Origin of the sequence: Alteromonas sp. IB21 (assembly GCF_016405965.1) — a bacterium.
Classification (GTDB): Bacteria; Pseudomonadota; Gammaproteobacteria; order Enterobacterales; family Alteromonadaceae; genus Alteromonas.
Map to the genome: position 1 here is coordinate 70,366 of NZ_JAEFCD010000011.1, position 25,111 is coordinate 95,476.

Below are 25,111 nucleotides of genomic sequence, written 5' to 3' on the forward strand. Positions count from 1 at the left end.
GCTTGGCTCTTAAATAGGCGAAAAAGTCGTCGAAATGTTAACACAAAAGGAGATAAAAAAATGCCCGCCAGAGGCGGGCCAAAATCAGAGGTATGTAAAGGCCGGGATGGGCCTTTGAGGGGAGAGGAATGTCGTCGGGTGACAACTCACTAATAACATCGACGACATTACCAGTGTCCTCACTATGGTTCTGCCGAAACAACACACATGTATTTCAACAAATCCAAATAGGGTCAACAATCCCTTGCTGCACGAGACATCACTGTCAGTGCTTGCGATGTAGGTACTCGGTGCCTGCTTGCAATCCTTATGAAACAAGGCCTTTGCATCCTGCGAGTTTATCTAGGTTTTCTTTTTCCTAACCTCATCATCGACCAGCAATTTAACGGATCTTCAACAGCCGTCCTCAAGTTTTAAATACTGACGTTTCCATTCATCCTTGGTGACTAATCCATGTACTTCCTATGTTGTCACCTTCAGTATCGTCAACCTACGCAGTTTGGCCTCTCCGTCGCTAAAGCTATCCTAGCTACAAGCTGCGTTCTGTTGTTATCCGTTAGTCTAACTTATGCGTTAAATGTGCCAATTTTATTTATAGCGTCTGTTTTTTATTTAAGGTAATGATTTTAAGGTGTTATTTTTGATTTTTGTCTTGTTGGCGTACTTTGAGGGGAGGCCTTTGAGAAATAACAATGTAGTTTTTTCCCATCGGTGTGTATTAAATTACAAACATTTAATCATCACTGTTTTATCTCTTCCCGTTTCTTTAGCTTCATAAAGTGCTATGTCAGCATTTTCCAAGATAGCAGTAGTGGTCTGCAAAGATTTTATTGTTTTCAGCCCTGCAGAAAACGTTAATGTGATGTCTTTAGATAGCTGGTTGGATGAGGCCGTTTTTAACAGCTGACGAAAGTTATCGAGTTGATCATAGATTTGGCGTTCTTCAGTGTTATGAAAAATAAACAGAAACTCCTCGCCACCTAACCTGCCCATATCGACGTGTTTTGGGAAGAGTTGTCGTGCAGTGTGGGCGAAAAGACTCAACGCATCATCTCCCATTTTATGGCCATAGTTGTCGTTTATAGATTTAAAGAAGTCGATGTCTATCATGGCAACGCAAAATTTTTCTCCAGTAATTTCAAGTTGGTTTAGGTAGCCATTTAACAATTCTAGAATTTTCGGCCTGTTATAAAACCGGGTTAGTCCGTCGGTAGTGGCAAGTCGTTCGAGTCTTTTTTGATAACGTGCACGCTTAACGTAGAGTAAGAATAATAATACGCTGAGTAATAGAAATAAGCCTGCTATTACAGCCAATAAAAAGTTTCGTTGTTGATTAAGAGTAAGCTTTTCTTCCTGTAATTGAGTGACGGCCTTCAAGTCGCTATTTTCTGCCTCAATTTCATCCAGTTCGTACAGCGTTCGTATTATTTGTACACGAGATTTATCCATTGATTCGGTTATCAACTCATTTAACGCAATATACTGCTTAAGTGCGTCTATCGTTTCTTGCTTGTTGTCAAACGCTTCCAGAATAGAAAGTTTGAGATAAGCGGCCTCTAAATGGGGAAACCCCGGCTCCTCATTTGCTATTACTTCTTCTGCAAGTCTAACCTTTTCTAAAGCCCTCGTTTTGTCTCCGTTGGACAACGCAAGACGAGAAAGCTCGATAAGTGATTCAAAATAGATAGTTTTAGATTCTAAATGACGGGCAAGGTCGCTTGCCTCCTCAAATAAAGTGCGAGCGGTGTTGATTACCTCTGCTTTATTGTTCTGGGCTAACAACATTTTCCCTTTTCCAAGGAGTGCATTGGCAAGTAGGGGAGAATCGTTGTTTTTTCCTGCAATGTCGATGACTAAGTTAAAAAAGCGTTCCGAAGTTTTAAAATTCGAGAGCCCTAGCTCTGTTCGCGCAAGCTTTTCTGCCAAATAACTCTGGTTAACACTGTTTTTCTTTTTAACCGCAAATTCATAGGCTTCATCCAGATACGCTTTTGCTTCTTCGAATTTAGACTGCTTCAAATAAATATTGCCTATCAAACCGGCAATATGAGAGGGGGGGACTTGAGTTTTGAACTGCGTAGCTAGATTATAAGCGGAGAGGTAGTTATCGAGGGCAAGTTTCGGCTCTTTAATTTTCTCGAAAGCAGCGCCTAGCGTCATCAATACACCAATGTTTAATTGAATCACGCCGTGGTTCATAGACCATTGCTTAACCGCGTTGAGCAGGCTAATCGCTTCTTGTATTTCACCTGTGCGTGAAAGTATCTTAGCTTTGAGCAATTTTGCACGTTGCTGCATTAAGCTACTAGCGTAGACATCATTTATACAGCTCTCTGCGAGTGTTAGAGCCTCATTGTATTCACCTCGTTTTTCTTTCCCCAAGGCATAAAGATATAACCATTCGTGACGTTTTGACGAAGAGCTATTTGAATCGAGCAGCGCCCTCAATCTGGCCATTTCTTTTTCAGGAGATCGATGAAGGGCTTTGATGCCCGCAATAACGTCGTCATTTGGCGCTGCATTCAGCTGGTTGGTAGAGGGGAAAACGGGTCTTGATGTTAAAACGGTGGCAACAAAAATCGCGACTATCAATCCGAGTTTAGACATTCAACTCTATATCCTTTGCAGAATAACTCCATTAGCTAAACTATAGTCTCGATTCTTATATTTCGAAAATATTGAGAAAGATTTTTCACACTGGGGCTTACGATAGATCTTTTTCAATAAGCTACCAAGAACCGTACATTGGGTTTGGCAGAATGAAAATCTCTGTGCCCACCCGCGGCATGAGCGAATCAACATTGGCAGATTCTTGGGTTACGCCGCCCACGTCTTCAATGTTGTCGCCAATTTGCATAACAATAGTGTGAGGCGCTGCCCAGGTTGATGCCGTGTCTGTCGACGTATTTGAACATGCGATCTTGCCTTGGGTAAGCTGAAGTCTTCGCAAGTCTTTGTCATTAACCATACCTTCCTGACCTACCGCTTCTTTATCTTCAGCAGTGCGGCCAATCACGCAGGTATTACTCGTGGTAAGTGGCAAACCTTGCGCTAAAAGGTTATTCCAGGTGTGATTATCAAGCGCTTTATTGCGATTCGTAATAAGCGCCACCTTACCATTTCGCTTAACAACCTCGTCAATAAAATTAGCTACGCCTGGCACCAATGTGGCTTCTTCACGTTTCCCCCAGTCTGCCCAGCTTTTTGATGAATAGCCCAAGCCGATACTCTCGCGCTCTTTTTGGTAGGTGCTGTTGTCTAGCACAGTTTCATCAACATCCATTACTACGACGTCGCCATTAGCAAAACGCGTTGGCAGTGCGGCAATAGCCTGGTTGTACACAAAGCTTGAGAGGACAGGATATTCTTTGCTACTGGTTTGGTATATCACGGCAGTTGACAGAGTGTGTGATTTTACACCAGCAAGCGGGGTTGATGGCGCAGATGAGCATGCCGCGATAACTGATACTGTAGCGCCGATGCATACTGCTTTACTGATGTAAGAGAGCTTGTTAAGAGATAACAACGTTATTTTCCTTTTATAGTGTCTTCTGTCTACCGGTTTCAACACCATAATTACCCCTTAATTTATCGATAAACTGGGCCTGATATTTCAGCAATGGCGTCGTGTGCATGCAGACTTTCTTGATGTTCTACTTTTACACGAAAATAGGTAGCTTGGTAATACGTACTTAACGCTGCATGTAGACGTCTTACCGAATCTTCTACAAACATCAAGTTTTCAGCATTGCGCTTGGCAAACGCCTGTTCATCTTCACGCAAAATCTAACAAGTCAGTACCGAAGAAGTTGTCGATGACACAGCGCCATTCACCACTCACATCTTTTTGTAAAACATAAACTGCCCGTTTGCCCTCGCAGGGTAGGGCGTTGGGCGTGGCTTTTGGCACTAGGTAAAGCTTGGCGACGACTAGCGCTACGTCACCGGCTTGTATAACCCGTTCATCTCCGGTTGTTACGAAATGATCGGGCATGAATTTTTTTTGAAATTTCAGTAAGGCGTCAACGCAGTCGCGTTGCGTAGCATGTTCTTCAGTGGTTTGATTTTGCACTGAACTGGACATGGGGGTGGCGACCACTTTTGCACCGTTAGCATAACATTGAGATAAAGCATCTTGATCGCCGCGGTTTACTGCGTCGTGCAACTGTTGTAATACGTGAGATATTGGGTTGTTCATGGCTGTCGTTCCGTTTTTTGTACCGCTAGACGAGCCAATAAAAAACCCGCCTTTGCGGCGGGTTTAGTGAATTCTATTTACGCACTAGCTAACCCGCCCATTCCTTGGAATAGCGAGGATAATAATCAGCGCAGACGCTGAGAAAGCAGTATGTGTAGTCGTGTTTTTAGGCATAGTGTTTAAAAACAGTGTGCTGCTAGTGAGTATTTAATGACCTGAGTATCCTGTGCACGAAAAAGAAAGTCAATGGGTTTTTTAGATGAACAAGTTAGCCCCATATGGTCTGGTGGGTAAGCGGTGAGAATTGGGTTTGATGCTAGTTTAGGCTTCAAATATGGTAATGCGAATAGTGGAGCCTAGCTTTAAACAGTCACAAATATCTTTATCAGTAAAGCCACTGTCATGGAGAATTTGCCTAGCAACAAGCTTGGCATCTTTTGTACTATCCCTGTTGCTTAATATTTGAAGTGCTTTGTTTAAGTAGTTAACTGAAGGCATGATAACGACCTTATCTACTACACTTTGTTGCTGGTTATTAATTGAACGAATAAAGGTGGCATTGTGATCACTGAAACGTCGTAAAGGCATCACAAATTATGATGGAGTTCAAATCTTGGATTTACTTTATAACTGGTTGACGGCTAATGATGCGTTGTCGATGTCAACGTCTGTGGTGCTTGTTGTTTTGTCGTTCTTTACATCAATGATGACCGCAACGTTGGGTATTGGCGGCGGGGTGTTATTACTGGCAGTAATGGCTGGTACTATGCCGGTTAGCGCACTGATCCCCGTTCACGGTCTGGTACAGCTTGGTTCAAACGGAAACCGAGCACTGATGACGGTGAAGCATATCGACTGGCGTATGCTGAAGTATTTTTCGCTAGGCGCAATCGTCGGCGCTTTCTTAGCATCGTTTATTGTGATTCAACTGCCGCTGGTTGTTATTCAATTTGCAGTCGCGGTATTTATTTTGTTTCTAGTGTGGGGGAGCAAACCTAAAGCACAAGAAATGAGACCCGCGGGAAGGACGCTGGCGGGGTTGGTGACCACATTGGTTTCAATGTTTGTAGGAGCGACAGGGCCTTTAGTGGCGGCATTTGTACACCGAAATAACTACAGTAAAATGCAGATAACCGGCACCTTAGCCAGCTGCATGACACTCCAACATGGCCTTAAAGCATTTGTCTTTACTTTCGTGGGTTTTTCCTTTGCACAGTGGGCTGGGCTTGTCATTGCAATGATCGTCAGTGGCGCACTTGGCACGTTTTTAGGGCTCAAAGTGTTAAAGCGTGTGCCGGCTGAGAAGTTTATGCTGACGTTCAAAATCGTGGTGACGCTATTAGCCCTACGTCTTTTATGGCAGGCTACAGAGAGCTTACTTTAATTGAAAAAACGAGAGCTTAAGAGGCCTGCCTCTTAAGCTCAATATGTTCTGTCATTTACAGTTTATCGCTTTCTTTCCACTATTTAGAAACGATAGCTCAAAGACAAATGCCACTCACGCCCAGCACCATGCGCTGGGAAAAGTTATCCATGGCATGTTGGTTGCTGTTGCCAAACCAATTTATAGCAAAGTACTCAGCTTCCCCGGCGTTATAGCGATAACCGACCCGGTACCATGCAGCATCGATGAAACCTATATCCATAGCGAGGGCGGGCGTACCGCTTTCATTAGTATTTAGCCGTTGGTAGCTGGCGTCGAATTGGTGTTTTCCCCATTCATAGCCAAGTCTAAATTTGCCGCCGTTTCGCTGATAATAGCTGTTGGGTATAACGATGTTATTACCAGACTCTCGTTCGTCACGCTGCTGATGCATAAACGCGCCGCTAAAGAAAGCCTGGTCCGTTTTGTAAAGTGCATTGCCCTGATACTGTTGCCCGCTACCTGGGGCAATTACACTGGCATTTACACTACCAGTAATATCGTTATCTAAAGCAAAAAGCGATGCTGCATCGGCGTTGATACGCAGTTTGCCGCCTAATGTTTAATTAAGTTCTTTAACACCGGCTTTTTTTAGTTTTCGGTAAAGCGTGCGGGTACTTACGCCTAGTGCGTCCGCGAGGCTGTTTATATCGCCTCTAAAAGTGCTTGCTACCTGAGCAAGATAAGCATCTTCTACCTCGTCGAGAGTCATAATATCCTTGCCAAGATTAACTCCGCTTGTTGTTGGTGGGTCTTCCTCATATTTACCCCCCATTGAAGTGTAATCTTCGCCGGTGAAATCGTCTAACACGGGGAGATCCGACTCGTAGATTACGGTCTCATCGGCAAGTAATACTGCTTGGTCAACGATGTTGCGCAACTCGCGAATATTACCCGGATAGGAGTAGCTACTTAATTTTTCGAGGGCTTTTTTATGAAAACGCTTTTTCTCGTGGAACTGCGCTAAAAAATGCGTTGCGATCAGCGCAATATCTGACTTTCTTTCTCGTAAGGACGGAAGATTGATAGGGAAGCCGGCTATTCGATAGTAAAGGTCACGCCTGAATTCCCCCTTTTCTACCATTTGCTTTAAATTTTTATGCGATGCGCACACCAACCGAAAATTGGCTTTCTTCGAGACCACGCTTCCCACAGGGCGGTAAGTTTGGGTTTCAAAAAGCCTTAGCAGCTTCACCTGCATGGCAAGTGGAATATCGCCTACCTCGTCAAAAAATAGGGTACCACCCTCCGCCGCTTCTACCAGTCCTTTTTTATTGGTGGTCGCGCCGGTGAATGCGCCTTTTTCATAGCCAAATAACTCACTTTCAAGTAAAGCATCAGACAATCCAGTACATTCAATAACAACGAAGGGTTTTTCAGCGCGATGGCTACTTGAGTGCAGTGCTTGGGAAACCAGTTCTTTCCCGGTTCCGGTTTCACCAAACAGTAAAACGGATATATCTGAGTTCGCAGCGCGGTTAATTTTATTCAGCATCGTTTTAAATGCCTCTGACTCGCCAATCATTTTTCCAGCAGAGGGGCGGTTAGACGCGAAGGCAAGCTTATCCAGAATCTCCAGATAACCTATTAAATCCCCGTGACCGTCGAAGATAGGGCGCATCAGAATGTCGCAGTAGCTTTGGCCCTCGCTGGTGGTATGTATATGAACTACGCTTGAAGCTCTACCAGTCTTTCTGCTTTCCTGCATAGGGCACTGCTCGCCGCATTGGTCACAGGGCTTATTGTTTCGATGAGATACCTGATAACAGGTGCTATACCCGAGCTTTATATCGACAGGGTAAGTATCTCTGTAAGGCGCATTGACCGCCTCGATAATGTAGTTTTGATTGATGAAAATAGCGGGCTTGTCTATTGCATCTATCATTGCTTGTACAATTGATATGTTCATTGTCAGCGTATTAGTTAATGCTACTTTTATCCTGCCAACTTAACATATTGGCATAGAGCTTGTTCATTGTTTTAGTTGAATCACAATGCCTGAGTGCCAATACTTCAGTCAATAGGAGAGTTACACAATGAAAAAAAGCATCTTTTTAATTGCGTTAGGGTTAGCCGTAAGCGCCGGGTGCCCTATCGCTAATGCACAAAACAATGAGCTGGCTGAAAGCGAAGTGCAGACAAAAGTGAAGCAGGCAAGAGTCCATGCTAAAGCCCTTGGTGGAGCGCTTAAATCTAGGCTAAAACAGGCAATTCAGTCTGGCGGTTTGCAAGCGGGTGTAGAAGAGTGCAAGTTGGCCGCCGAGCCTATCGCCGAGGGGCTTAGCCAAAATGGCTGGGAAGTAGGACGTACTGCGATAAAAGTGAGAAACCCGAATAACGCGCCAGACGAGTGGGAGCGCGAGCAACTAGCGCTTTTCGCCTCTTTATTGGAAAAGACTAAGCTAGAGGATAAACAGCAGTCTACGCCTATAGATACCTATAAGTATGACAGTGACAGTGGCGAATTTCGGTACATGATGGCTATTCAACAAGGCCAGGTTTGTATGGCGTGCCACGGCACCCAAGTTGCACCTTCAGTAAAGGAAACCATTTTAAAGCATTACCCTAAGGATGAGGCCACTGGGTTTGAGCTTGGTGAATTGCGCGGCGCGTTCACGCTGATCTACTCGCCGCAGTAACTTAAGTTAATTTTGCATCAGCTAAAGCAAAAGCTCTTTTCTCAACCGTTTTAAACAACGATACAACGTCCCCGTCTCCTTTTTATTTGTGTCAATTTTGTCGCCAATAGTGACAAAATTGGCGCAAGATTCATATTAGATCCTTGCGATGGATCAAAGTGCGCAACTTTTCGTCATGAAATAATTAACCTGCACAGTACGAATAGACTGCCACTCATCAATTGTCGGTTGAGTTTGGTGAGAGAAGTGATGAATGGCATAAACCGTGCTCTAGCTGTGTTGAATGTTCATGTGATAACCACTGAATAACCAATAAATTCACTTAAGGTCAAGCGCTTATCGCGCACGAGAGACGAGGGAGATAACCCATGAGCGATACGTTAATAGAACTATCGCGGTGGCAATTTGCATTAACTGCGATGTTCCACTTTATTTTTGTACCCTTAACACTAGGGCTAAGCTTTCTACTTGCCATTATGGAGTCAGTTTATGTAATGACAGGTAAAGAGATATACAAGCAAATGACCCAGTTTTGGGGAAAGCTGTTTGGTATTAACTTTGCTATTGGCGTAGCCACAGGCTTAACCATGGAATTCCAGTTCGGCATGAACTGGTCATACTATTCCCACTATGTCGGCGATATTTTTGGCGCGCCTCTGGCTATTGAAGGGCTGATGGCCTTCTTCTTGGAGTCTACCTTCGTGGGCCTGTTCTTTTTTGGCTGGGACAAAATGTCTAAGGTGAAGCACCTTATGGCTACTTGGTTAGTTGCCATTGGTTCTAACTTCTCAGCGCTTTGGATCCTAATCGCTAATGGCTGGATGCAGTACCCAGTAGGCGCTGAATTCAACTTTGAAGCTATGCGTATGGAAATGACCAGCTTCGCAGACGTTATTTTTAATCCGGTAGCACAGGTTAAGTTCGTTCATACGGTTTCAGCAGGCTACGTGACCGGTGCCATGTTTGTATTGGCAATTTCTAGCTATTATCTACTGAATCACAAGCATATTGCGTTTGCCCGTCGTTCGTTTGCGATTGCAGCTAGCTTTGGCTTAGCGGCTACCTTGTCAGTTATTGTTTTAGGTGATGAAAGTGGCTATGAACTAGGTGACGTGCAAAAAGTGAAATTAGCTGCAGTTGAAGCTGAATATGAGACGCACCCCGCGCCAGCACCGTTCACTGTTTTTGGTATACCTAACGATGAAAAAGAAGAAACCGAATACGCCCTTCAAATTCCCTGGGCAATGGGCATCATTGCTACTCGCTCGTTAACCGAAGAAGTGAAAGGTATTAAGGATCTTAAAGAAGAGAATCGCGAGCGTATTTTAAGCGGCATCAAAGCTTATGAAGTGCTTGATGACGTAAGAAATGGTACCGCAACGGCTGAGCAGCGCGCCGCATTTGAAGCCAACAAAGACAGTCTTGGTTATGCAATGCTGCTTGAACCCTATACTGACGATGTTTCAAACCCATCAGAAACGGCAATTCAACAAGCTGTTGATTATAGCATTCCACCGGTGGCCCCGCTATTTTGGAGCTTCCGCATCATGGTTGCTGCAGGTTTTATTATGCTTGCATTGTTCTTGTGTGCTTTTTACTACAGCACAAAACACAAAATCACCAAGCCTCGCTGGCTATTAAAAGGTGCACTGTATGGCCTACCACTTCCATGGGTTGCGTGTGAAGCAGGCTGGTTCGTTGCTGAGTATGGTCGTCAACCATGGTCTATCGCAGAAGTATTGCCAGTGCATACCTCGGTGTCTAACTTGGCAATTAGTGACGTGGTAATCACCATTATAGCCTACACCGTTTTCTACACAGCGATGTTCATCATTGGCTTCTATCTAATGAAGAAATTCGCGAAGAAAGGTCCCGTTCCACCGGAAGATAAAACGACTGAAACCGAACTTGATCTTATTGACCTTGATGAGCAAGGAGCAAAAGCATGATTGATTATGAACTGCTAAGAGTCATTTGGTGGTGCTTAGTTGGCGTACTGCTAATTGGGTTCGCCGTCACTGACGGCTTCGATTTAGGGGTGGGCGCACTGCTTACCCTTATCGGAAAAAATGACAAAGAACGTCGTGTGATGATTAACACCGTCGGGCCTCACTGGGACGGAAATCAGGTGTGGTTTATTACGGCTGGTGGCGCCATCTTTGCGGCGTGGCCAATGATTTATGCTACCGCGTTTTCAGGTTTTTACCTTGCTTTAGCATTGACGTTAATTGCTCTATGGATGCGTCCTATTGGTTTTGATTACCGCAGTAAACTGCCAAACCCACAGTGGCGCAAAGCATGGGACTGGGCGCTATTTGCTGGAGGCATTATTCCTTCGCTCATATTTGGTGTGGCGTTCGGTAACCTGCTATTAGGTGTGCCGTTTGAACTGGATAACACGCTTAAGTCAACGTATACCGGGTCATTCTTTGGTCTTTTAACACCATTTGCTTTAGTGAGTGGCTTACTTTCAGTGGCTATTTTACTTAACCACGGTGCAACCTGGCTACAAATGAAAACCGATGGTTTTATTGAAGTCAGAGCCCGTGCGGTGTCGGTAATATTGAGCTTGGTGGGCGTAGCGCTTTTTGTGATTGCTGGTGTGTGGGTAGCATTTGGTTTAGATGGCTTTGTCATCACCTCATCAATTGACACCATTGCTACATCTAACCCGCTTAAGAAAGAGGTAGCTATTGAAGCGGGCGCTTGGATGAGCAATTACAGTAAATACCCCTTTATGGTGATAGCGCCTGTTTTAGGTGTAGTAGCTGGTCTTGCCTGCGCGTTCTTCTCTAAGAAGGGAAATGCAGGTATGGCGTTTGTGTCAAGCGCACTATTTATCACAGGCGTAATTTTAACAGCGGGCTTCTCAATGTTCCCGTTCTTAATGCCAAGTATCACCATGCCAGAAGCTAGCCTTACAGTATGGGATGCAACGTCTAGCCATATGACGCTAAACGTTATGTTCATCGTTGCCTGTATCTTTGTGCCTATTGTACTGAGCTACACTGCCTATAGTTTTTATGTGATGCGCGGTCGTATCAAAAACGACGACCTCGACCAATCTCACACTATCTATTAAGGAGATATTTATGTGGTATTTCGCTTGGATATTAGGTGTTTTACTGGCGTGCTCTTTCGGCATTATTAATGCGATGTGGTTGGAAGCAACGGAAAACATGGATAGACCCGAAGACCAAGAGTAGAAGTGGAGGTAGGCTGGCCGCAAGAACACGCCGTGAACCCATCTGTGGGGGCTTCGCAGCGGCATCCCTGCCGCTGAGAGTTCTTGCAGCCAGCCCACCACTACTTCGAAAAAAGTTAAAAATAAATAGAACAACGAAAAAGATAGAAACGAACAGTGACTAAAGAAAAGATTTCCAGCAGACAAACACTTACTAAATGGTGTAAGGAAATGGATAGCGCGCAATCGCTTGGCTTGCGCCGTTCGCTTATGTCACAGGTAGCGGTTAAGTGTTTGTCGCTTTTTTCTTTAATTATTGGCTTTTATTACTTTTCTAATATTGCTCAAGACTGGGTGGTGAATAAAACGCCCGCTACCCGTGGCGATATAGTAGGGCTTTCTAGCTGTTTAGCGTTGTGCTGGTTATTCCAAGGCGCGTTTAACGCCCTTTCCAGTAGGGGGAAGGTGAAGGTACTTGATAAACTTGAAGCACATTTGAAACAGGTGTTTGTGGCGCGTCAGCATGCGCTAATTCGCCAGCACTCTGTTTATTACTGGCAAACCCTTTGGCTGCAGCACATACAGGCTTTTACTGATTGGGCGCTAGAATATCGCGTGCAGCAAATGATCGCTGTAATAGTGCCACTGCTGGCTTTGGCCGTTATTTTCTATGTAAACCCCGTGATTGGGCTTGGTTTGCTACTGACACTGCCGGTTGTGCCACTTTTTATGATCATAGTGGGGAAAGGAGCGGCAGCCTTGCATCGCAAGCACTTTGTTGCGCTTGAACGACTGGGCAGTTTGTTTACTGACCGCTTGGCCGCACTGCCCATGTTGGCAAGTTTTCAGGCCCATCAAAAACAAACTGACCTGCTGAAACAAGCCAGTGAAAACTTAAATGCGCGAACCATGAAAGTGGTGAGTGTGGCGTTTCTATCTAACAGCGTCCTCGATTTTTTCGCCACGCTTGCCGTGGCCTTAGTGGCAGTATTTATCGGTTTTTCATTGCTGGGCGAATTAACTATTGGGCCAGCAATAACATTACAGCAAGGTTTGTGGGTGCTGCTTACTGTTCCCCTGCTATTAAGTGAAATGAAAAAGTTGGGTCAGGTATATCATCAAAAAGCACAGGCAGAGGCCGCGCAAGACGAACTATATCCTTTATTTTCTATTCCTATTCAAGCTCACGCTCAAGATAAAACGCATTCAGACGAAAAGGTGGAAAGCTATTTTGAAAGTATGAATAAACGACCAAGTGAATCTTTGCTTACAGCCTCTAACGTGAACGTTTTTGAGATGAACGCCTCTCTTTATAGTTCATTATCTTCTTGTAAAAGCGAAACCCCAGTGCTGCTCTGCGCAGATAGCCTTAATGTTTCTAAAGGCGATAAAATTTTACTCAGTGGCGCTTCAGGCTCAGGAAAGACGCTACTTCTAGAAGCACTGGGTGGGCAGCGCCCCGCTTCCCACAAATTTAACGAACCGGTTGTGTGGATCACTCAGCACCCCGTGGTTACACCAGGTTCGGTACGAGAGAACCTATGCCTTGACGATAGCTATACGGATGAAGCGCTTAACGAGGTACTGCAAGCGGTAGAACTCGGGCCGTGGCTAGCGTTATTGCCTTATGGGTTAGACACGGTAATGACAGACTACCCATTACTTTCTGGAGGCGAAGCGCAGCGTCTGTCCTTGGCTAGAGCATTGCTTAGAAAAGTCAATATATGGCTATTGGATGAGCCAACAGCGCATTTACCAGATTCCCAGCATCATAGACTGGCCCAACTCATCAACCGCTTAGGTGAGAATAAAACGCTTATATGGGCTTCACACAAAGCAATGCCCGCCAATTGGTTTACACACTTCTGGGCTATTAAAAACGGTACGGTAAAAGTCGCTTCAATGGTTAGCCAAAACGAAAGGCAGGAGGCAACCAATGAATAATACGAAACCTGCCTATATAACGTTATTGCTCGCGCTACTGCATGGTGTAGCAGGCATAAGTATCTTGGTTATTTCTTCTTGGTTTATTGCAGTGAGTGCAATTGCGCCTGTGGGCTTTAACTATGTCATTCCTGCTGTTGTTATCCGCGCACTTGCGCTACTTCGCATTGCATCAGGCTACGCCAGTATGTGGGTAGGTCATAACGATTTGCTGGCGCGGATAGCCAATATAAGGTTGTCTGTATTTAGTCAGCTTGAAAACACGCAAATTAATGAAAAAGCATTAACGACAGAAGCGCTAGCCCAACACACAGAAGAGCTTGCTAGCCGCTGGATTGCGTGGATAGCGCCACTATCTAGCGCAACGTTTATTTTTACGTGTCTTTGTGTCGTGGCTGTGGGGTTTGGCTTTCCTGGGGCAGGATTGCTTATTGCATTGTTTGTTGTGTGGTCAATCGCCTTGGTATTACAAGGGGTAGGGGCGCTTCGTATAGCTAAGCGTGCGACTCACGCCAATGCCCAATTTAGACAAGCGTCAACCAACTTTCTAAACAGTAGTGCTATCTGGCATTTAAGTACAGCGTTTACGAATATGCGCGAAGGCAAAACGACCTGCGCAGATGAAAGTCATACTTTACAAAGTCCAGAACGCGACGTTGCCAGAAACTTAGAGACCGCAGAGGCAAGCGCCCCAGATATAAATATAAAAGACGTGAGTGCTAAAGTAGTGTGGCACGAAAAGGTAGAGCAAAAAAATACCGCGAATCGCACGGCGTGGTGCTTTCAGGGTATAGCGTTTTTGCTGGTTGTGCTAATGATGTCTGGTGCTTTATCCATCGCGCAGACGCTGCTTTTTGCACCCATCGCTATCGTAGTGCCTATGGTATTGCTTGCGGCGCCCGATTGGGCGGGGAACGCGTTTTTAAGCATATCTAAGTTTACACAGTACAAGCAAAGCGTAAAAGCGCTTCGACAAATGAATACAACGCCCATCAAGATGCTTTGCAAAAGAGAGATAAATACCGCGATAACCTTAACGGATTTTTCTATAAAAAGCCGTCGTACGAGTAAAGTGAATACAAGCATGCCAGCTAAGGGAGTGGTTTGTGTCTCAGGTGCCTCTGGTTGTGGTAAATCATCTTTGCTTCAGGGGCTCGCTGGGCTACTTCCTGCTAACGGAAAACGAGAGATTGATGGCGTCAACATCCCCCCTGGCTTAGTCACAAACTGGCGCTATGTTGAGCAAGAACCCGTTATATTATCCGGCAGTCTTGCCTTGAATTTAGACCCTGCTGGAAGGCGCATATCACACAGTGAATTCATTACGCTAATGCAAGAGTTCGGGTTGGAAAAGCTTTTGCCTTTAACGACGTGGGTAGGCAAAGCCGGAAGACCATTGTCTGGTGGTGAAAGAAAGCGCGTCGCGCTGGCTCGGGCTATTTTGGCTAAACCACGGGTACTACTTGTTGATGAGCCGTTCGAAGGCTTAGACATTCACACACAACAACGTGTCTGTACCGTGTTAAATCGCTATGCAAAAAATAATCTAGTGATTATTGCTTCACACGTCACTCCTAAAGCCCTAGTGGTGCAAAAAAACGTACAGTTGGACGAAGCGAGCATGGTTACCGTCAATGGCGACCATCGCGCTACTTTGTAGCGAACTGCTCGAAGTCTTTTGTAATGTCTTCCAGGCTTCTTCCTTTTGTTTCAGGGAACAGCTTGGCAACCAGTATCAAACTCACTAAAGCAAAGCCGCCGTATATGGCGAAAGTGGCGGCAGCCCCTAAATTGGCTAGCTCCCATGGGAATATCATTTGAACCAAGAAACTTGTGAGTGAGTTCACCATACCCACCAAAGAAATAGCGAGTGCCCGCGTTTGATTAGGGAAGATCTCGGCCAGCATGGCCCACATAACTGGGCCCAACGACATAGCGAACGAAGCAACAAAGGCAATGATGCCAAAAAGCACTAATGGTGCATTCATAGTAATACTGCTAGTAAGTAGCGGTTGTTGATAGGTGTCGTATTCACCGCTCGTTAGCGCGGCTTTAAGCGCACGTTTAAAGCTTACATCTGAATAATAGGTTTCTTTGATTAACGGGGTTAGCTTGGCAGCGACCGAAGGACTCTCTTGGGAAAGTTCTGTAACGGCCGTTTGCTGCACTTGATACGTCGCCTGTTTAAAGCCATAAGTGCAAATAGCCATACTGATGACTACACCGGTAAGACCTATCAACAATAAAGGCTTTCTGCCCCACTTATCTATGGTGAGCATGGCGACTATGGTGAACGCTACGTTTACCACGCCAATCAATACCGCTTGCATAAAGGCTGCATTGGTACCTACACCACTTTGTTCAAAAATAGTGGGGGCGTAGAAAAATATAACGTTGATGCCGGTAATTTGCTGAGCAATAGCGATAATAATGCCCACCATCAGAGGAAAGCGCATGGCTTTGGTTTTTAGAAAGCCAAGGCGCTCGCCTAGTGACCAAGATTTTTCTTTTAACGATGACGAAATGTCTTCAACCAGCGCTTTTGCTTGTGCGTGGTCGAATAAGCGGTTTATTACCTGCTCTGCCTCTTCTTGCCGCCCCTTTAAAACCAGCCAACGCGGGCTGCGAGGAATGGTAAACAGAAGGCTAAACCATAAAAGTGCTGGGATAATTTCCAGGCCCAGCATATAGCGCCACAAATGCATATCTAGGCCGATGTCGGTAACCCAAGGGGCTGCGCTGTTACTCAGCTGTAACAAATAATAGTTGGTGAAATAAGACAGGGCGAAGCCAAACACAATGTTGAGCTGGTTTACCGACACCATCTTTCCCCTATTGCGTGGTGCGCTAATTTCGGAAATGTACAGTGGGGCGATAATTAGTGAACAGAATGCGATACCCCCAATAAAGCGTGAGAGTACTAAAAGTTCAAAATTTGGTGCAAGCGCAGAGCCCACTGATGAAAGTAGGTATAGAAATGCGACCAAAATAAGCGCTTTTCGCCTGCCTATAGCGTCACTGATACCGCCAGCGAATAGCATGGCAATGAGCGCCCCTAAGGTAGGGGAGCTGACAACAAACCCTTGCTGCCAATCATTTAAGCCAAATTCAGCGTCTATAAAGCCGTTTGCTCCCGCGATCACACTGGCATCGAAGCCGAAAATAAAGCCTCCAAGCGAGACAATTAGGGTGTAATACAGCGATGGAGACAGGGCTTTATTCATTTTATAGGTTGCCTAATGTATCCCTATTTACCACTTCAGGAACAAACAGGTGCTCAATTGGGATAGGGCTCTTTATGTTATAAACATGTTGAAGCACCCAATAAGCCGCCATTTCTCCCATAGCGTGGATAGGGTTATTTATTGTGGTGAGTTTAGGGTAAAGATAGCGCGAAAATAACACGTTATCGAAGCCAACAATGGAAAGCTGTTCAGGGATATCAAAGCCAGCTTCTCTTGCTGCTGTCATTGCGCCTGAGGCCATTTCGTCGTTGGCACAAACTAGTGCAGTAAAATTGGGGTAGTGTTTTTGAAGGTGAAGCATGCCTTCTTGGCCAGCTGACTCGTGATAATCACCTTCAAACATACTGGTTTCTTCAAACGTAATACCGGCCTCTTCAAGCGCGCGCTTATGGCCTGAAAGGCGGTCGCTGGCATCTTTTTTAAACAGTGGGCCGCTGATATACGCAATATGTTTGTGGCCCGCGTTAATTGCTGCCTGTGTGGCCAGATAGCCGCCTTGTTCGTTGTCCACAACAAAGCAGTTATCGTTTAATTCATCTACCTTACGGTTAATGACAGCAACGGGAGTGCTACTGTCGACGAGTTGTTTAAGATACTCGTCAGAAACCGCCTCAGCGTGCAAAATGAGTGCGTCACAGCGACGACTTTTTAAAAACTCTATGGCCTCGTGTTCGCGTTTCTCATCTACGTGTCCGGCGGTAATAATCACGTGCTTTCCATTTTGTTTTAGCACATTTTCTACCGTACTCATCAAGTCGCCAAAGTAAGAGCCGTGCAATTCTGATACGAGCAAACCCACACTGTTCGTGCGGTTTGACGCCAGAGATTGGGCAATAGCATTGGGTTGATATCCCAACAATGCCATTGCATCCTCCACTTTCTTACGCGTGCGCTCACTCACCCGTGCGTTACCATTCATAACACGAGAGACGGTAGCTAGCGAAACACCCGCAGCTTCTGAGACTTGATAAATTGTTGCCATATAGTTCGGTACTTATTCTTAATTGATACCGCTAATGTACCCACTTACACGGCTCTTAACCAGTTTTGAGTAGGCTAAAGCACTTTGTTTCAACGTACGTTTTTGCGTCTCATAGTCTACATATACGATGCCAAAGCGCTTTGAATAGCCTAGCGCCCACTCGAAGTTATCCATCAAACTCCACGCAAAATATCCGCGTATATCCACGCCTTGCTTCATAGCTTCATCAACCGCGTTAAGGTGAGAATGAAAATAGGCAGTTCGATCGTCATCTTTTACTTTGCCGTCAATTAGCTCATCATTCATAGCCGCACCGTTCTCAGTAATGTAAAGAGGCGGCAGCGCATAGCGCTGATTAAGATCAACTAATAACTCTGTAAATGCATCTGGCGTGATTTCCCAACCCATAGCCGTAAGTTCGGTGGTAGCTGGAGGCACAACTTCAAACCAACTTGCACCGTCACTTTTATACAAGGTGCGGGTGTAAAAGTTGATGCCCAAGTAATCGATAGGCTGTGAAATGATGTCCATATCACCATCATGGATCTCGGGCTTAACGTCTGCGTCGAGCCGATCGATAACACTAGGGTACTTACCTTCAATAATTGGCTGTAAATACCATTGATTATGATATTCATCAGCAAGTTTTGCGGCTTCAAGATCGTTGCTGTCACTGCCAACCGTGTGGCAGTTGCTAAAGTTAAGCACGATACCATTTTTGCTGTTTGGGCACAGACGCTTAAGTACTTTTAGCGCTAGGCCGTGAGCAAGTAGTAGGTGATGAGCTGCCCGACGCCCGTTAGCCATACCGGTTTTGCCAGGTGCGTGTATCCCTTCTTCGTAACCTAAATAAGCAGAGCAGAAGGGCTCATTTAACGTGGCGTATGAATAAACTTTTTCGCCTAATGTCTTTGCAACCGCTTCGGCATATTTTTCAAATGCGAAGGCGGTGTCGCGGTTAAGCCAGCCGCCGTTGTCCTCTAAATGTTGAGGAAGATCCCAGTGATATAGCGTTACGAAGACTTTCATGCCACGTTCGATAACCTCGTTCACTAAGTTAACGTAAAACTGCATGCCTACTTCGTTAACGCTGCCATCCTGATTCATAACGCGAGGCCAAGAGATAGATAGGCGGTAGGCATCTAAGCCAAGAGAGTCGATAAGCTCAATATCCTGTTTCCAAAATTTCACATGCTCGCAGGCAATATCTCCGTTTGTGTTATCAGAAATCGTATTTTCTTCTTCACAGAACCTGTCCCAAATGCAATCTAACCTTCCCTCTCTATCTCCCTCTATTTGAAAACTTGATGTAGCCACACCAAATAAAAAATCTTTCGATAACATCGCTGAAGTAGAAGGGAGGTTAATTTCTGGCATCGTGAGAATGTCCTGATTATTACAAAATCTTATATTTACAATGTGCAGCACAAAGTAAATAACATCATATTTACATTGAATTCGATAACGCTTCGTGTAATTATCTGTCCAATGTAAGCGCTTACAAAGTTATAAAATCACGGCTTGAGTGTTGTGTAAGCGCTTTCAAATTTAAATCTATCATTAATTAGAAAAATAGCAACAGAGGTTATTTGTGGACACACCAGTGCAGCCTAATAATTTAAGCGCCCAAGGGGGAGATGCGAACGGCGGTTACCGTTTTGCACTTATCTCGCTCACTACGTTGTTTTTCATGTGGGGTTTTATAACGTGTCTGAACGACATTCTCATACCTTATCTAAAAGGGGCTTTTAATTTAAGCTTCACGCAAGCAATGCTTATTCAGTTTTGCTTTTTTAGTGCCTATTTTGTCGTATCTTTACCAGCCGGTATGGTGGTGTCGCGCATTGGTTATCAAAAAGGTATTGTTCTAGGTTTGGGCATAGCCTGTTTTGGGTGTTTGTTGTTTTTCCCTGCTGCCTCGACGCAAATATACGGTATTTTCTTACTAGCGCTTTTCGTGCTTGCTTCGGGAATTACTGTTCTTCAAGTGTCAGCAAATCCTTACGTAACCGCTCTTGGAGACCCTAAAACTGCGTCTTCACGTCTTACTATGACCCAGGCGTTCAATGCGTTTGGTACCACAGTTGCTCCGTTTTTCGGCTCCTACCTGATATATGGGGCCACCGGTGAACATAGCGGCGGCACACCAAGTGCGTCAGATGTTCAAGTGCCTTATCTAATTCTTGCTGCATCGTTATTTTTGTTAGCGCTTGTTTTTATGTATTTGAAGCTACCCAAGCTAAATCATACCAGCGCGAGTACGGGTGTATTCAAAGGCGGCGCATGGCACCACAAGCATCTTGTTTTAGGCGCAGTAGGCATATTTATGTATGTAGGTGCTGAAGTTGCTATTGGCAGTATGTTGGTGAACTATTTAGCCAGTCCTGCAGTTGGGGGGCTTACAGAGGCAGGCGCTGCAAAACTTCTGGCTTATTACTGGGGTGGGGCCATGGTCGGACGCTTCATCGGTGCAGTGGTTATGCAAAAAATCTCTGGCGGCTATGTGTTGGCGTTCAACGCCTGCGTTGCGATAATATTAATTTTGTTATCCCTTTCAAGTACGGGCAGCGTAGCGCTGTGGACTATTCTCGGTGTGGGCTTATTTAACTCAATTATGTTTCCTACCATTTTTAGTCTTGCCCTTCAGCAGTTGGGGAAAGATACGCCGCAAGGCTCAGGTATCCTATGCTTGGCAATAGTAGGTGGCGCTATCGTGCCCTTGCTTCAAGGAATGCTGGCGGACTCTATCGGCGTCACCTTGTCGTTTTTACTTCCAGCTTCTTGCTATCTCTACATCGCCTATTATGGTCTTGTGGGAAGCCGCGTAGCTAAATTTCAATCCACTGAAAAGTAACGAGGATTAATAATGCGAAAAAGTCTAATCGCAAAAGTTGTTACAGGTGCACTGGTTAGTGTTTTAGTTAGTGCTTGTACAACCGAAAATAACGCTTCTTTAGTTAACAGTGCCGATGATAAACCGAATAAAGCCAGTGAAATTTGGCCTGCGCTAAATATCGAGGTGAAGAGTGACCCAGCGGTAGAAAGCAAAGTTTCAGACATTCTTTCTACCATGACACTTGAACAAAAAATTGCACAGATGATCCAGCCTGAAATTCGCAATATAACCGTCGAGGATATGCGTAAGTACGGATTTGGTTCTTACCTAAACGGTGGTGGCGCATTCCCAAATAACGACAAGCATGCGACACCTGAAGACTGGGTAGCGCTTGCCGAAAAGCTATACCAAGCCTCGGTGGATGACAGCCTTGATGGCTCGACTATTCCGACGATGTGGGGAACGGATGCGGTTCATGGTCATAACAATGTTATTGGTGCGACTTTATTTCCTCACAACATAGGTTTAGGTGCAGCAAACAACCCTGAGCTAGTAGAGAAAATTGCTCATATCACAGCAAAAGAAGTGATGGCGACAGGCATTGATTGGGTATTTGCACCAACGGTTGCTGTTGTACGTGACGACCGCTGGGGCCGCACTTATGAGAGTTACTCTGAAGACCCTGCCATTGTTAGGGAATATGCAGCTTCTGTTGTAAAAGGCCTTCAGGGCGCTGCAGACAAAGACTTTTTAAGCGACCAGCGTGTTATCAGCACGGTGAAACATTTTGTGGGTGACGGTGGCACCGTTGGTGGTGATGACCAAGGCGACAATATTGCCAGTGAGCAAGACTTGTTCGATATTCACGCGCAAGGTTATGTGGGTGGCCTAACGGCGGGTGCGCAGTCGGTTATGGCGTCATTTAACAGCTGGAATGGTGAAAAGCTTCACGGCCATAAATACTTATTAACTGACGTACTTAAAGAGCAAATGGGTTTCGACGGATTCGTAGTCGGCGATTGGAACGGTCATGGGCAGGTGAAAGGGTGTAACAACGAAGATTGCGCTCAAGCCATTAACGCCGGCTTGGATATTTTTATGGTGCCTAGTGACTGGAAGGTACTATACGATAATACCCTTGCACAGGTGAAAGATGGCACTATTGCAATGTCGCGTATTGACGATGCGGTTCGCCGAATTCTTCGCGTCAAAGTTCGAGCAGGCCTATTTGATAAGCCAAGTCCGGCAAATCGTCCGCTATCGGCCGACCGGTCATTAATTGGTAAAGCTGAGCACCGTGAAGTGGCCGCTCAAGCGGTTCGTGAGTCGCTAGTGTTATTGAAAAATAAAGATAAAACTCTGCCGCTTTCTGCGACTAAACGCATATTGGTAGCAGGTGATGGCGCCGACAATATCGGCAAGCAATCAGGTGGTTGGAGCATTACGTGGCAAGGCACGAATAATACGAATGATGACTTCCCCGGTGGCAGCTCAATTTATGATGGTATTAAGGCGCATGTAGAGAGTGCAGGCGGTGACGTAAAGCTTTCGGTTGACGGTAGCTTTGAAACCAAACCCGACGTGGCGATAGTTGTTTTTGGTGAAGAACCTTATGCTGAAGGCCATGGTGATAGAGAAACCTTAATTTATCAACACGGCAGCAAAAAAGACTTAGCACTGCTTGAAAAACTGAAATCCCAAGGCATTCCTGTAGTATCGGTGTTTATCAGTGGTCGTCCAATGTGGGTAAATGCTGAGCTTAATGCTTCAGATGCGTTTGTTGCGGCTTGGCTTCCGGGCTCTGAAGGTGCAGCGGTGGCAGATGTACTGTTTGGTAAGCAGGATTTCAAAGGTAAGCTTTCTTTCTCTTGGCCGTCGGAACCTCAGCAAATCGTGAATAAGGGCGATGAGAACTACGAACCATTGCTACCCTATGGATTTGGACTAACCTTTGATGCCGAAAACGTATTAAGCGATTCGCTAAATGCTGAAATTAAAGTAAGCACTGATAACAACGAGGCAATGGAAATTTTAAACGGTGCCGTTCAGTCTCCATGGGTGTTGTGGTTGTATTCGGGTGATGAATCGTTAACGGTGAGTGCAAGCACGCATACTGTAGGAGCATTAACGTACCGCACAGTCGACAAAGTTGTTCAAGAAGACGCCCGTAAAGTTACATTCGATGGCTCTGAGTTCGCGGCGATGCGCTTTGCAAGTAAGAGCTTTTTCCGCGAGGATTTGAGTGCGCAATTACTCACGCAAGGTGCGCTTAGCTTCAATGTAAGCCGTCATTCAGATATCACGCAGCCTGTAACTGTGGGGATGAACTGTGAAGGCGAGGGCGACGCGCAAGGAAGTTGCTCAACACAACTTGATATCAGTGAACAGCTTAAAGCAATGCCTGTTGATACCTGGACGAATGTGAGTATTGACCTACAGTGCTTTGTTGACGAAGGTATTGACTTCACCGGTCTTGTTGTACCGTTTGAATTAGGTAGTGCGGGTAAAGCAAGCTTGAGTGTGGCAGATATTCAGTTTACGCCAAGTGCAGCAGAATCAGCGACTATAAGCTGCCAAGAGTAAGTTAAAGCTCTATCTCTAGACCTTAAAGAGCGTCGCCGTGGCAAAAGCCTTGGCGACGTTTTTGTTTGTAAACAACTAAATCCACACACCTACTTCTATTGAACCCTCAATATTAAATGCTCTTTAATCATCGTCGCTAAAAATACAAACTCTATTCCTACCGAATCGTTTAGCTACGTATAGTGCATCGTCACATTGATTGATTAGTGCCGATGTTTCAATACCTTTTTGATATTCAGCGATGCCAGCGGAAAAGGTTTGTTCACTGATCTCAGTAGAAATACGCAATTGTCGATAGCTATCAAGGATTGAATCTACAACTTTTTTAGCTTCGGAAGCTGAGGTTTTTGGAAGGCATAAAATGAACTCTTCTCCGCCATAGCGTCCAAAAGTATCTGTTTTTCTAATGGAGTTAGATACATGCTCGCAAAACGCTTTAAGTAAATCGTCTCCGCATTCATGGCCGTAGTTGTCGTTGATGGCTTTAAAGTTATCTAAGTCAATCAACGCTAAAGATAAATTATTTTGATAGGCTTTTGCTTGGCTAATCTCTAACTGTACAGCGCCGAGTAAACTTCTTCTGTTACGAACGCCTGTCAGTGTATCTACGGTTGCAAGTGTTTCTTGTTCTCTTTTCAGCCTTCTTTGAACAATGTATAGATAAGTTACGAGGGCTAGAAGCACCACTAAAACCAGCGCCCCAACACTCAGAATTAAATTTGTTCTGTTGCTGTTTGCGAGTTCCACACCTGCTAATTCATGCTGCTTCTCTAAAAGTTGCAATTTTCGCTCAGCAAGGGCACTTTCATAGTAGTCGCTAAACACTTCCTCTCGATCGTCCGTCTGGTAATAAAGGGACTGATAAAAGTCTTTGCTGTCGCGCAGTGCTGATATTGCCGCTTCTTTGTTTCCTGACTGCTCAAAGAAAGAAGACTGAATAGATTTAAACTGCGCCCAGAGCAAGTCTGATGAGCTGTAATCGGTGCTTAGGCTGTCGATAATATTATCCATCAGTGCTTTAGCTGTTTCTAACTCGCGTTGTTCTACTAGCGCTTTAAATCGAGAAATTTGATAGGTGTTAGTATCGTATGAGTCAGGTAGTGTGGATATAAAGTCCTCGGTTTTTTTAATTAATGCGTGCGCCGCGTTAACTTTTTCTAAGGTATAAAAATACTCAATTTTTGAAACAAGACCATAGGTATAAGTATCCCAATCTTCAATTGATGTTGCGTAATCGATGTACCGTTCAAGCGTATTCAATGCTTCGTCTATGCGACCTGAATTTTCAAAACTTCTTCGTTGGCAATCAAGTGCAATTTGGTAATACCTGTGGGGACTTGCCTTGGGTCTATTACGAAAAAATGCTTCTGCTCGTGAACACAGTTCTAACGCGCGTTTATCTTCGCCTAGGTAAGACATACTCAGCCCTATCTGAAGCTCCATGTTTTCGATTGCACCATCTCCAAAAAATTGTTTTTCAGATAGTGATGGGAGTTTTTCTATAATTTTCGCACTTGCATTTAGCGATGCTCTTATTAAGCCCATACGAGCAAGAAAGGTTGATTTTGTGGCAAGGGCATCAAAATAAAGTTCTTTGTCTTTGTTACGAGCAAACGCGATGATTTTGTCAATTTCGCCGTGAGCTAAACGCCACTTTTCTTGTATAGCCAAGTTATAGGCTGACAGAATTTTATGCCGGTAGTACAAAGAGGGATGGGTATTTTTTACTTCTTTAAGATGATGTGATGGAGCAAGGTGGTATTTTTCAAACCCAGTTGGATGGTCAATGATTGAGTGCAGTAAAGCGATATAAACGGATGCAACAGGTGACGGCGCAGATAAGCTTTCAGAGTCAGAAACTAATGACATCAACGCTTCTTTACTTTCGGGTTTGCTGCTTATAATTTGGGAATATGCTTGGAAATATTTATCACCGCTAATCGCAAAAGTAGAATTAATTCCCATCAAAAATAGCACTAGCGCGCTAATACACTTCTTATACTTCACTTGTTTTCTTCTTCTACTACTCATACCTGAGCTTATGAAGTGAGGTTACCAAAAAATGGCAGAAATGTTT

At 44.8% G+C, this 25,111-nt stretch carries 20 protein-coding genes; 9 read left to right on the forward strand and 11 right to left on the reverse strand.

The genetic code is table 11. The features are described from left to right. Positions 1-723: 723 nt before the first annotated feature. The 5 genes from JC525_RS09570 to JC525_RS09590 form a co-directional block, all read right to left on the reverse strand. Positions 724-2,607: a tetratricopeptide repeat-containing diguanylate cyclase gene (locus tag JC525_RS09570; protein ID WP_198815634.1), complete on the reverse strand. Its 1,884-nt coding sequence runs from the start codon at positions 2,605-2,607 to the stop codon at positions 724-726. Positions 2,608-2,728: 121 nt separating this feature from the next. Beyond that, the gene (locus tag JC525_RS09575) at positions 2,729-3,526 is read right to left on the reverse strand and encodes a 5'-nucleotidase, lipoprotein e(P4) family (RefSeq protein WP_198815672.1); all 798 of its coding nucleotides are present in this window, start codon (positions 3,524-3,526) and stop codon (positions 2,729-2,731) included. Between the two features lie 62 nt (positions 3,527-3,588). Continuing rightward, complete coding sequence (locus tag JC525_RS09580; RefSeq protein WP_233095093.1) at positions 3,589-3,783, reverse strand: GTP cyclohydrolase, FolE2/MptA family; 195 nt, start codon at positions 3,781-3,783, stop codon at positions 3,589-3,591. After that, entirely contained in the window at positions 3,776-4,198 is a 423-nt protein-coding gene (locus tag JC525_RS09585) for a YybH family protein (RefSeq protein WP_198815635.1), read from the reverse strand. Before JC525_RS09585 ends, JC525_RS09580 begins: the two co-directional genes overlap by 8 nt. Positions 4,199-4,519: 321 nt before the next feature. Then, on the reverse strand, positions 4,520-4,786 hold the full coding sequence (locus tag JC525_RS09590; protein ID WP_012519983.1) for a hypothetical protein: 267 nt from the start codon (positions 4,784-4,786) through the stop codon (positions 4,520-4,522). A 25-nt stretch (positions 4,787-4,811) separates the two neighbouring features. Between JC525_RS09590 and JC525_RS09595 the strand changes: the two genes are divergently transcribed. Then, entirely contained in the window at positions 4,812-5,582 is a 771-nt protein-coding gene (locus JC525_RS09595) for a sulfite exporter TauE/SafE family protein (protein ID WP_198815636.1), read from the forward strand. A gap of 97 nt (positions 5,583-5,679) precedes the next feature. Here JC525_RS09595 and JC525_RS09600 read toward each other — a convergent pair whose 3' ends face one another. Then, complete coding sequence (locus JC525_RS09600; protein ID WP_198815637.1) at positions 5,680-6,015, reverse strand: hypothetical protein; 336 nt, start codon at positions 6,013-6,015, stop codon at positions 5,680-5,682. 168 nt (positions 6,016-6,183) lie between these two features. Then, on the reverse strand, positions 6,184-7,506 hold the full coding sequence (locus JC525_RS09605) for a sigma-54 interaction domain-containing protein (RefSeq protein WP_198815673.1): 1,323 nt from the start codon (positions 7,504-7,506) through the stop codon (positions 6,184-6,186). Between the two features lie 151 nt (positions 7,507-7,657). Here JC525_RS09605 and JC525_RS09610 point away from each other — a divergent pair, with 151 nt between their 5' ends. The 6 genes from JC525_RS09610 to JC525_RS09635 all read left to right on the forward strand — a co-directional run bounded on the left by JC525_RS09610 (position 7,658) and on the right by JC525_RS09635 (position 15,048). After that, positions 7,658-8,260: a Tll0287-like domain-containing protein gene (locus JC525_RS09610; protein WP_198815638.1), complete on the forward strand. Its 603-nt coding sequence runs from the start codon at positions 7,658-7,660 to the stop codon at positions 8,258-8,260. Positions 8,261-8,628: 368 nt separating this feature from the next. Beyond that, the gene (locus JC525_RS09615) at positions 8,629-10,209 is read left to right on the forward strand and encodes a cytochrome ubiquinol oxidase subunit I (protein ID WP_020746761.1); all 1,581 of its coding nucleotides are present in this window, start codon (positions 8,629-8,631) and stop codon (positions 10,207-10,209) included. Then, positions 10,206-11,342 carry a cytochrome d ubiquinol oxidase subunit II gene (gene cydB / locus JC525_RS09620; RefSeq protein WP_024017156.1) on the forward strand — a complete coding sequence of 379 codons (1,137 nt, stop codon included), beginning with the start codon at positions 10,206-10,208 and terminating at the stop codon, positions 11,340-11,342. Before JC525_RS09615 ends, cydB begins: the two co-directional genes overlap by 4 nt. Positions 11,343-11,352: 10 nt before the next feature. After that, the gene (cydX, locus tag JC525_RS09625; protein ID WP_012519975.1) at positions 11,353-11,466 is read left to right on the forward strand and encodes a cytochrome bd-I oxidase subunit CydX; all 114 of its coding nucleotides are present in this window, start codon (positions 11,353-11,355) and stop codon (positions 11,464-11,466) included. Positions 11,467-11,675: 209 nt separating this feature from the next. Next, positions 11,676-13,388, forward strand: coding sequence for an ABC transporter transmembrane domain-containing protein (locus JC525_RS09630; RefSeq protein ID WP_198815639.1), 1,713 nt, complete (start codon positions 11,676-11,678; stop codon positions 13,386-13,388). Then, a complete protein-coding gene (locus JC525_RS09635; RefSeq protein WP_198815640.1) occupies positions 13,381-15,048 on the forward strand; it encodes an ATP-binding cassette domain-containing protein in 1,668 nt (555 codons plus the stop codon). The genes JC525_RS09630 and JC525_RS09635 overlap by 8 nt, the downstream gene beginning before the upstream one ends. Here JC525_RS09635 and JC525_RS09640 read toward each other — a convergent pair. The 3 genes from JC525_RS09640 to JC525_RS09650 are packed head-to-tail and all read right to left on the reverse strand — an operon-like array spanning position 15,038 to position 18,992. After that, positions 15,038-16,612: a sugar porter family MFS transporter gene (locus JC525_RS09640; protein WP_198815641.1), complete on the reverse strand. Its 1,575-nt coding sequence runs from the start codon at positions 16,610-16,612 to the stop codon at positions 15,038-15,040. The genes JC525_RS09635 and JC525_RS09640 overlap by 11 nt on opposite strands. Before the next feature lies 1 nt (position 16,613). Then, a complete protein-coding gene (locus tag JC525_RS09645) occupies positions 16,614-17,615 on the reverse strand; it encodes a LacI family DNA-binding transcriptional regulator (RefSeq protein ID WP_198815642.1) in 1,002 nt (333 codons plus the stop codon). An 18-nt stretch (positions 17,616-17,633) separates the two neighbouring features. Continuing rightward, positions 17,634-18,992 carry a GH1 family beta-glucosidase gene (locus JC525_RS09650; protein WP_198815643.1) on the reverse strand — a complete coding sequence of 453 codons (1,359 nt, stop codon included), beginning with the start codon at positions 18,990-18,992 and terminating at the stop codon, positions 17,634-17,636. Between the two features lie 214 nt (positions 18,993-19,206). Between JC525_RS09650 and JC525_RS09655 the strand changes: the two genes are divergently transcribed. Together JC525_RS09655 and JC525_RS09660 are read left to right on the forward strand one after the other, a co-directional pair. Continuing rightward, on the forward strand, positions 19,207-20,469 hold the full coding sequence (locus JC525_RS09655; RefSeq protein WP_198815644.1) for a sugar MFS transporter: 1,263 nt from the start codon (positions 19,207-19,209) through the stop codon (positions 20,467-20,469). A gap of 12 nt (positions 20,470-20,481) precedes the next feature. Next, complete coding sequence (locus tag JC525_RS09660) at positions 20,482-23,034, forward strand: glycoside hydrolase family 3 protein (protein WP_198815645.1); 2,553 nt, start codon at positions 20,482-20,484, stop codon at positions 23,032-23,034. Positions 23,035-23,157: 123 nt separating this feature from the next. Here the strand turns inward: JC525_RS09660 and JC525_RS09665 are convergent, their stop codons facing one another. Continuing rightward, positions 23,158-25,041: a GGDEF domain-containing protein gene (locus JC525_RS09665; protein WP_198815646.1), complete on the reverse strand. Its 1,884-nt coding sequence runs from the start codon at positions 25,039-25,041 to the stop codon at positions 23,158-23,160. Positions 25,042-25,111: the final 70 nt, after the last annotated feature.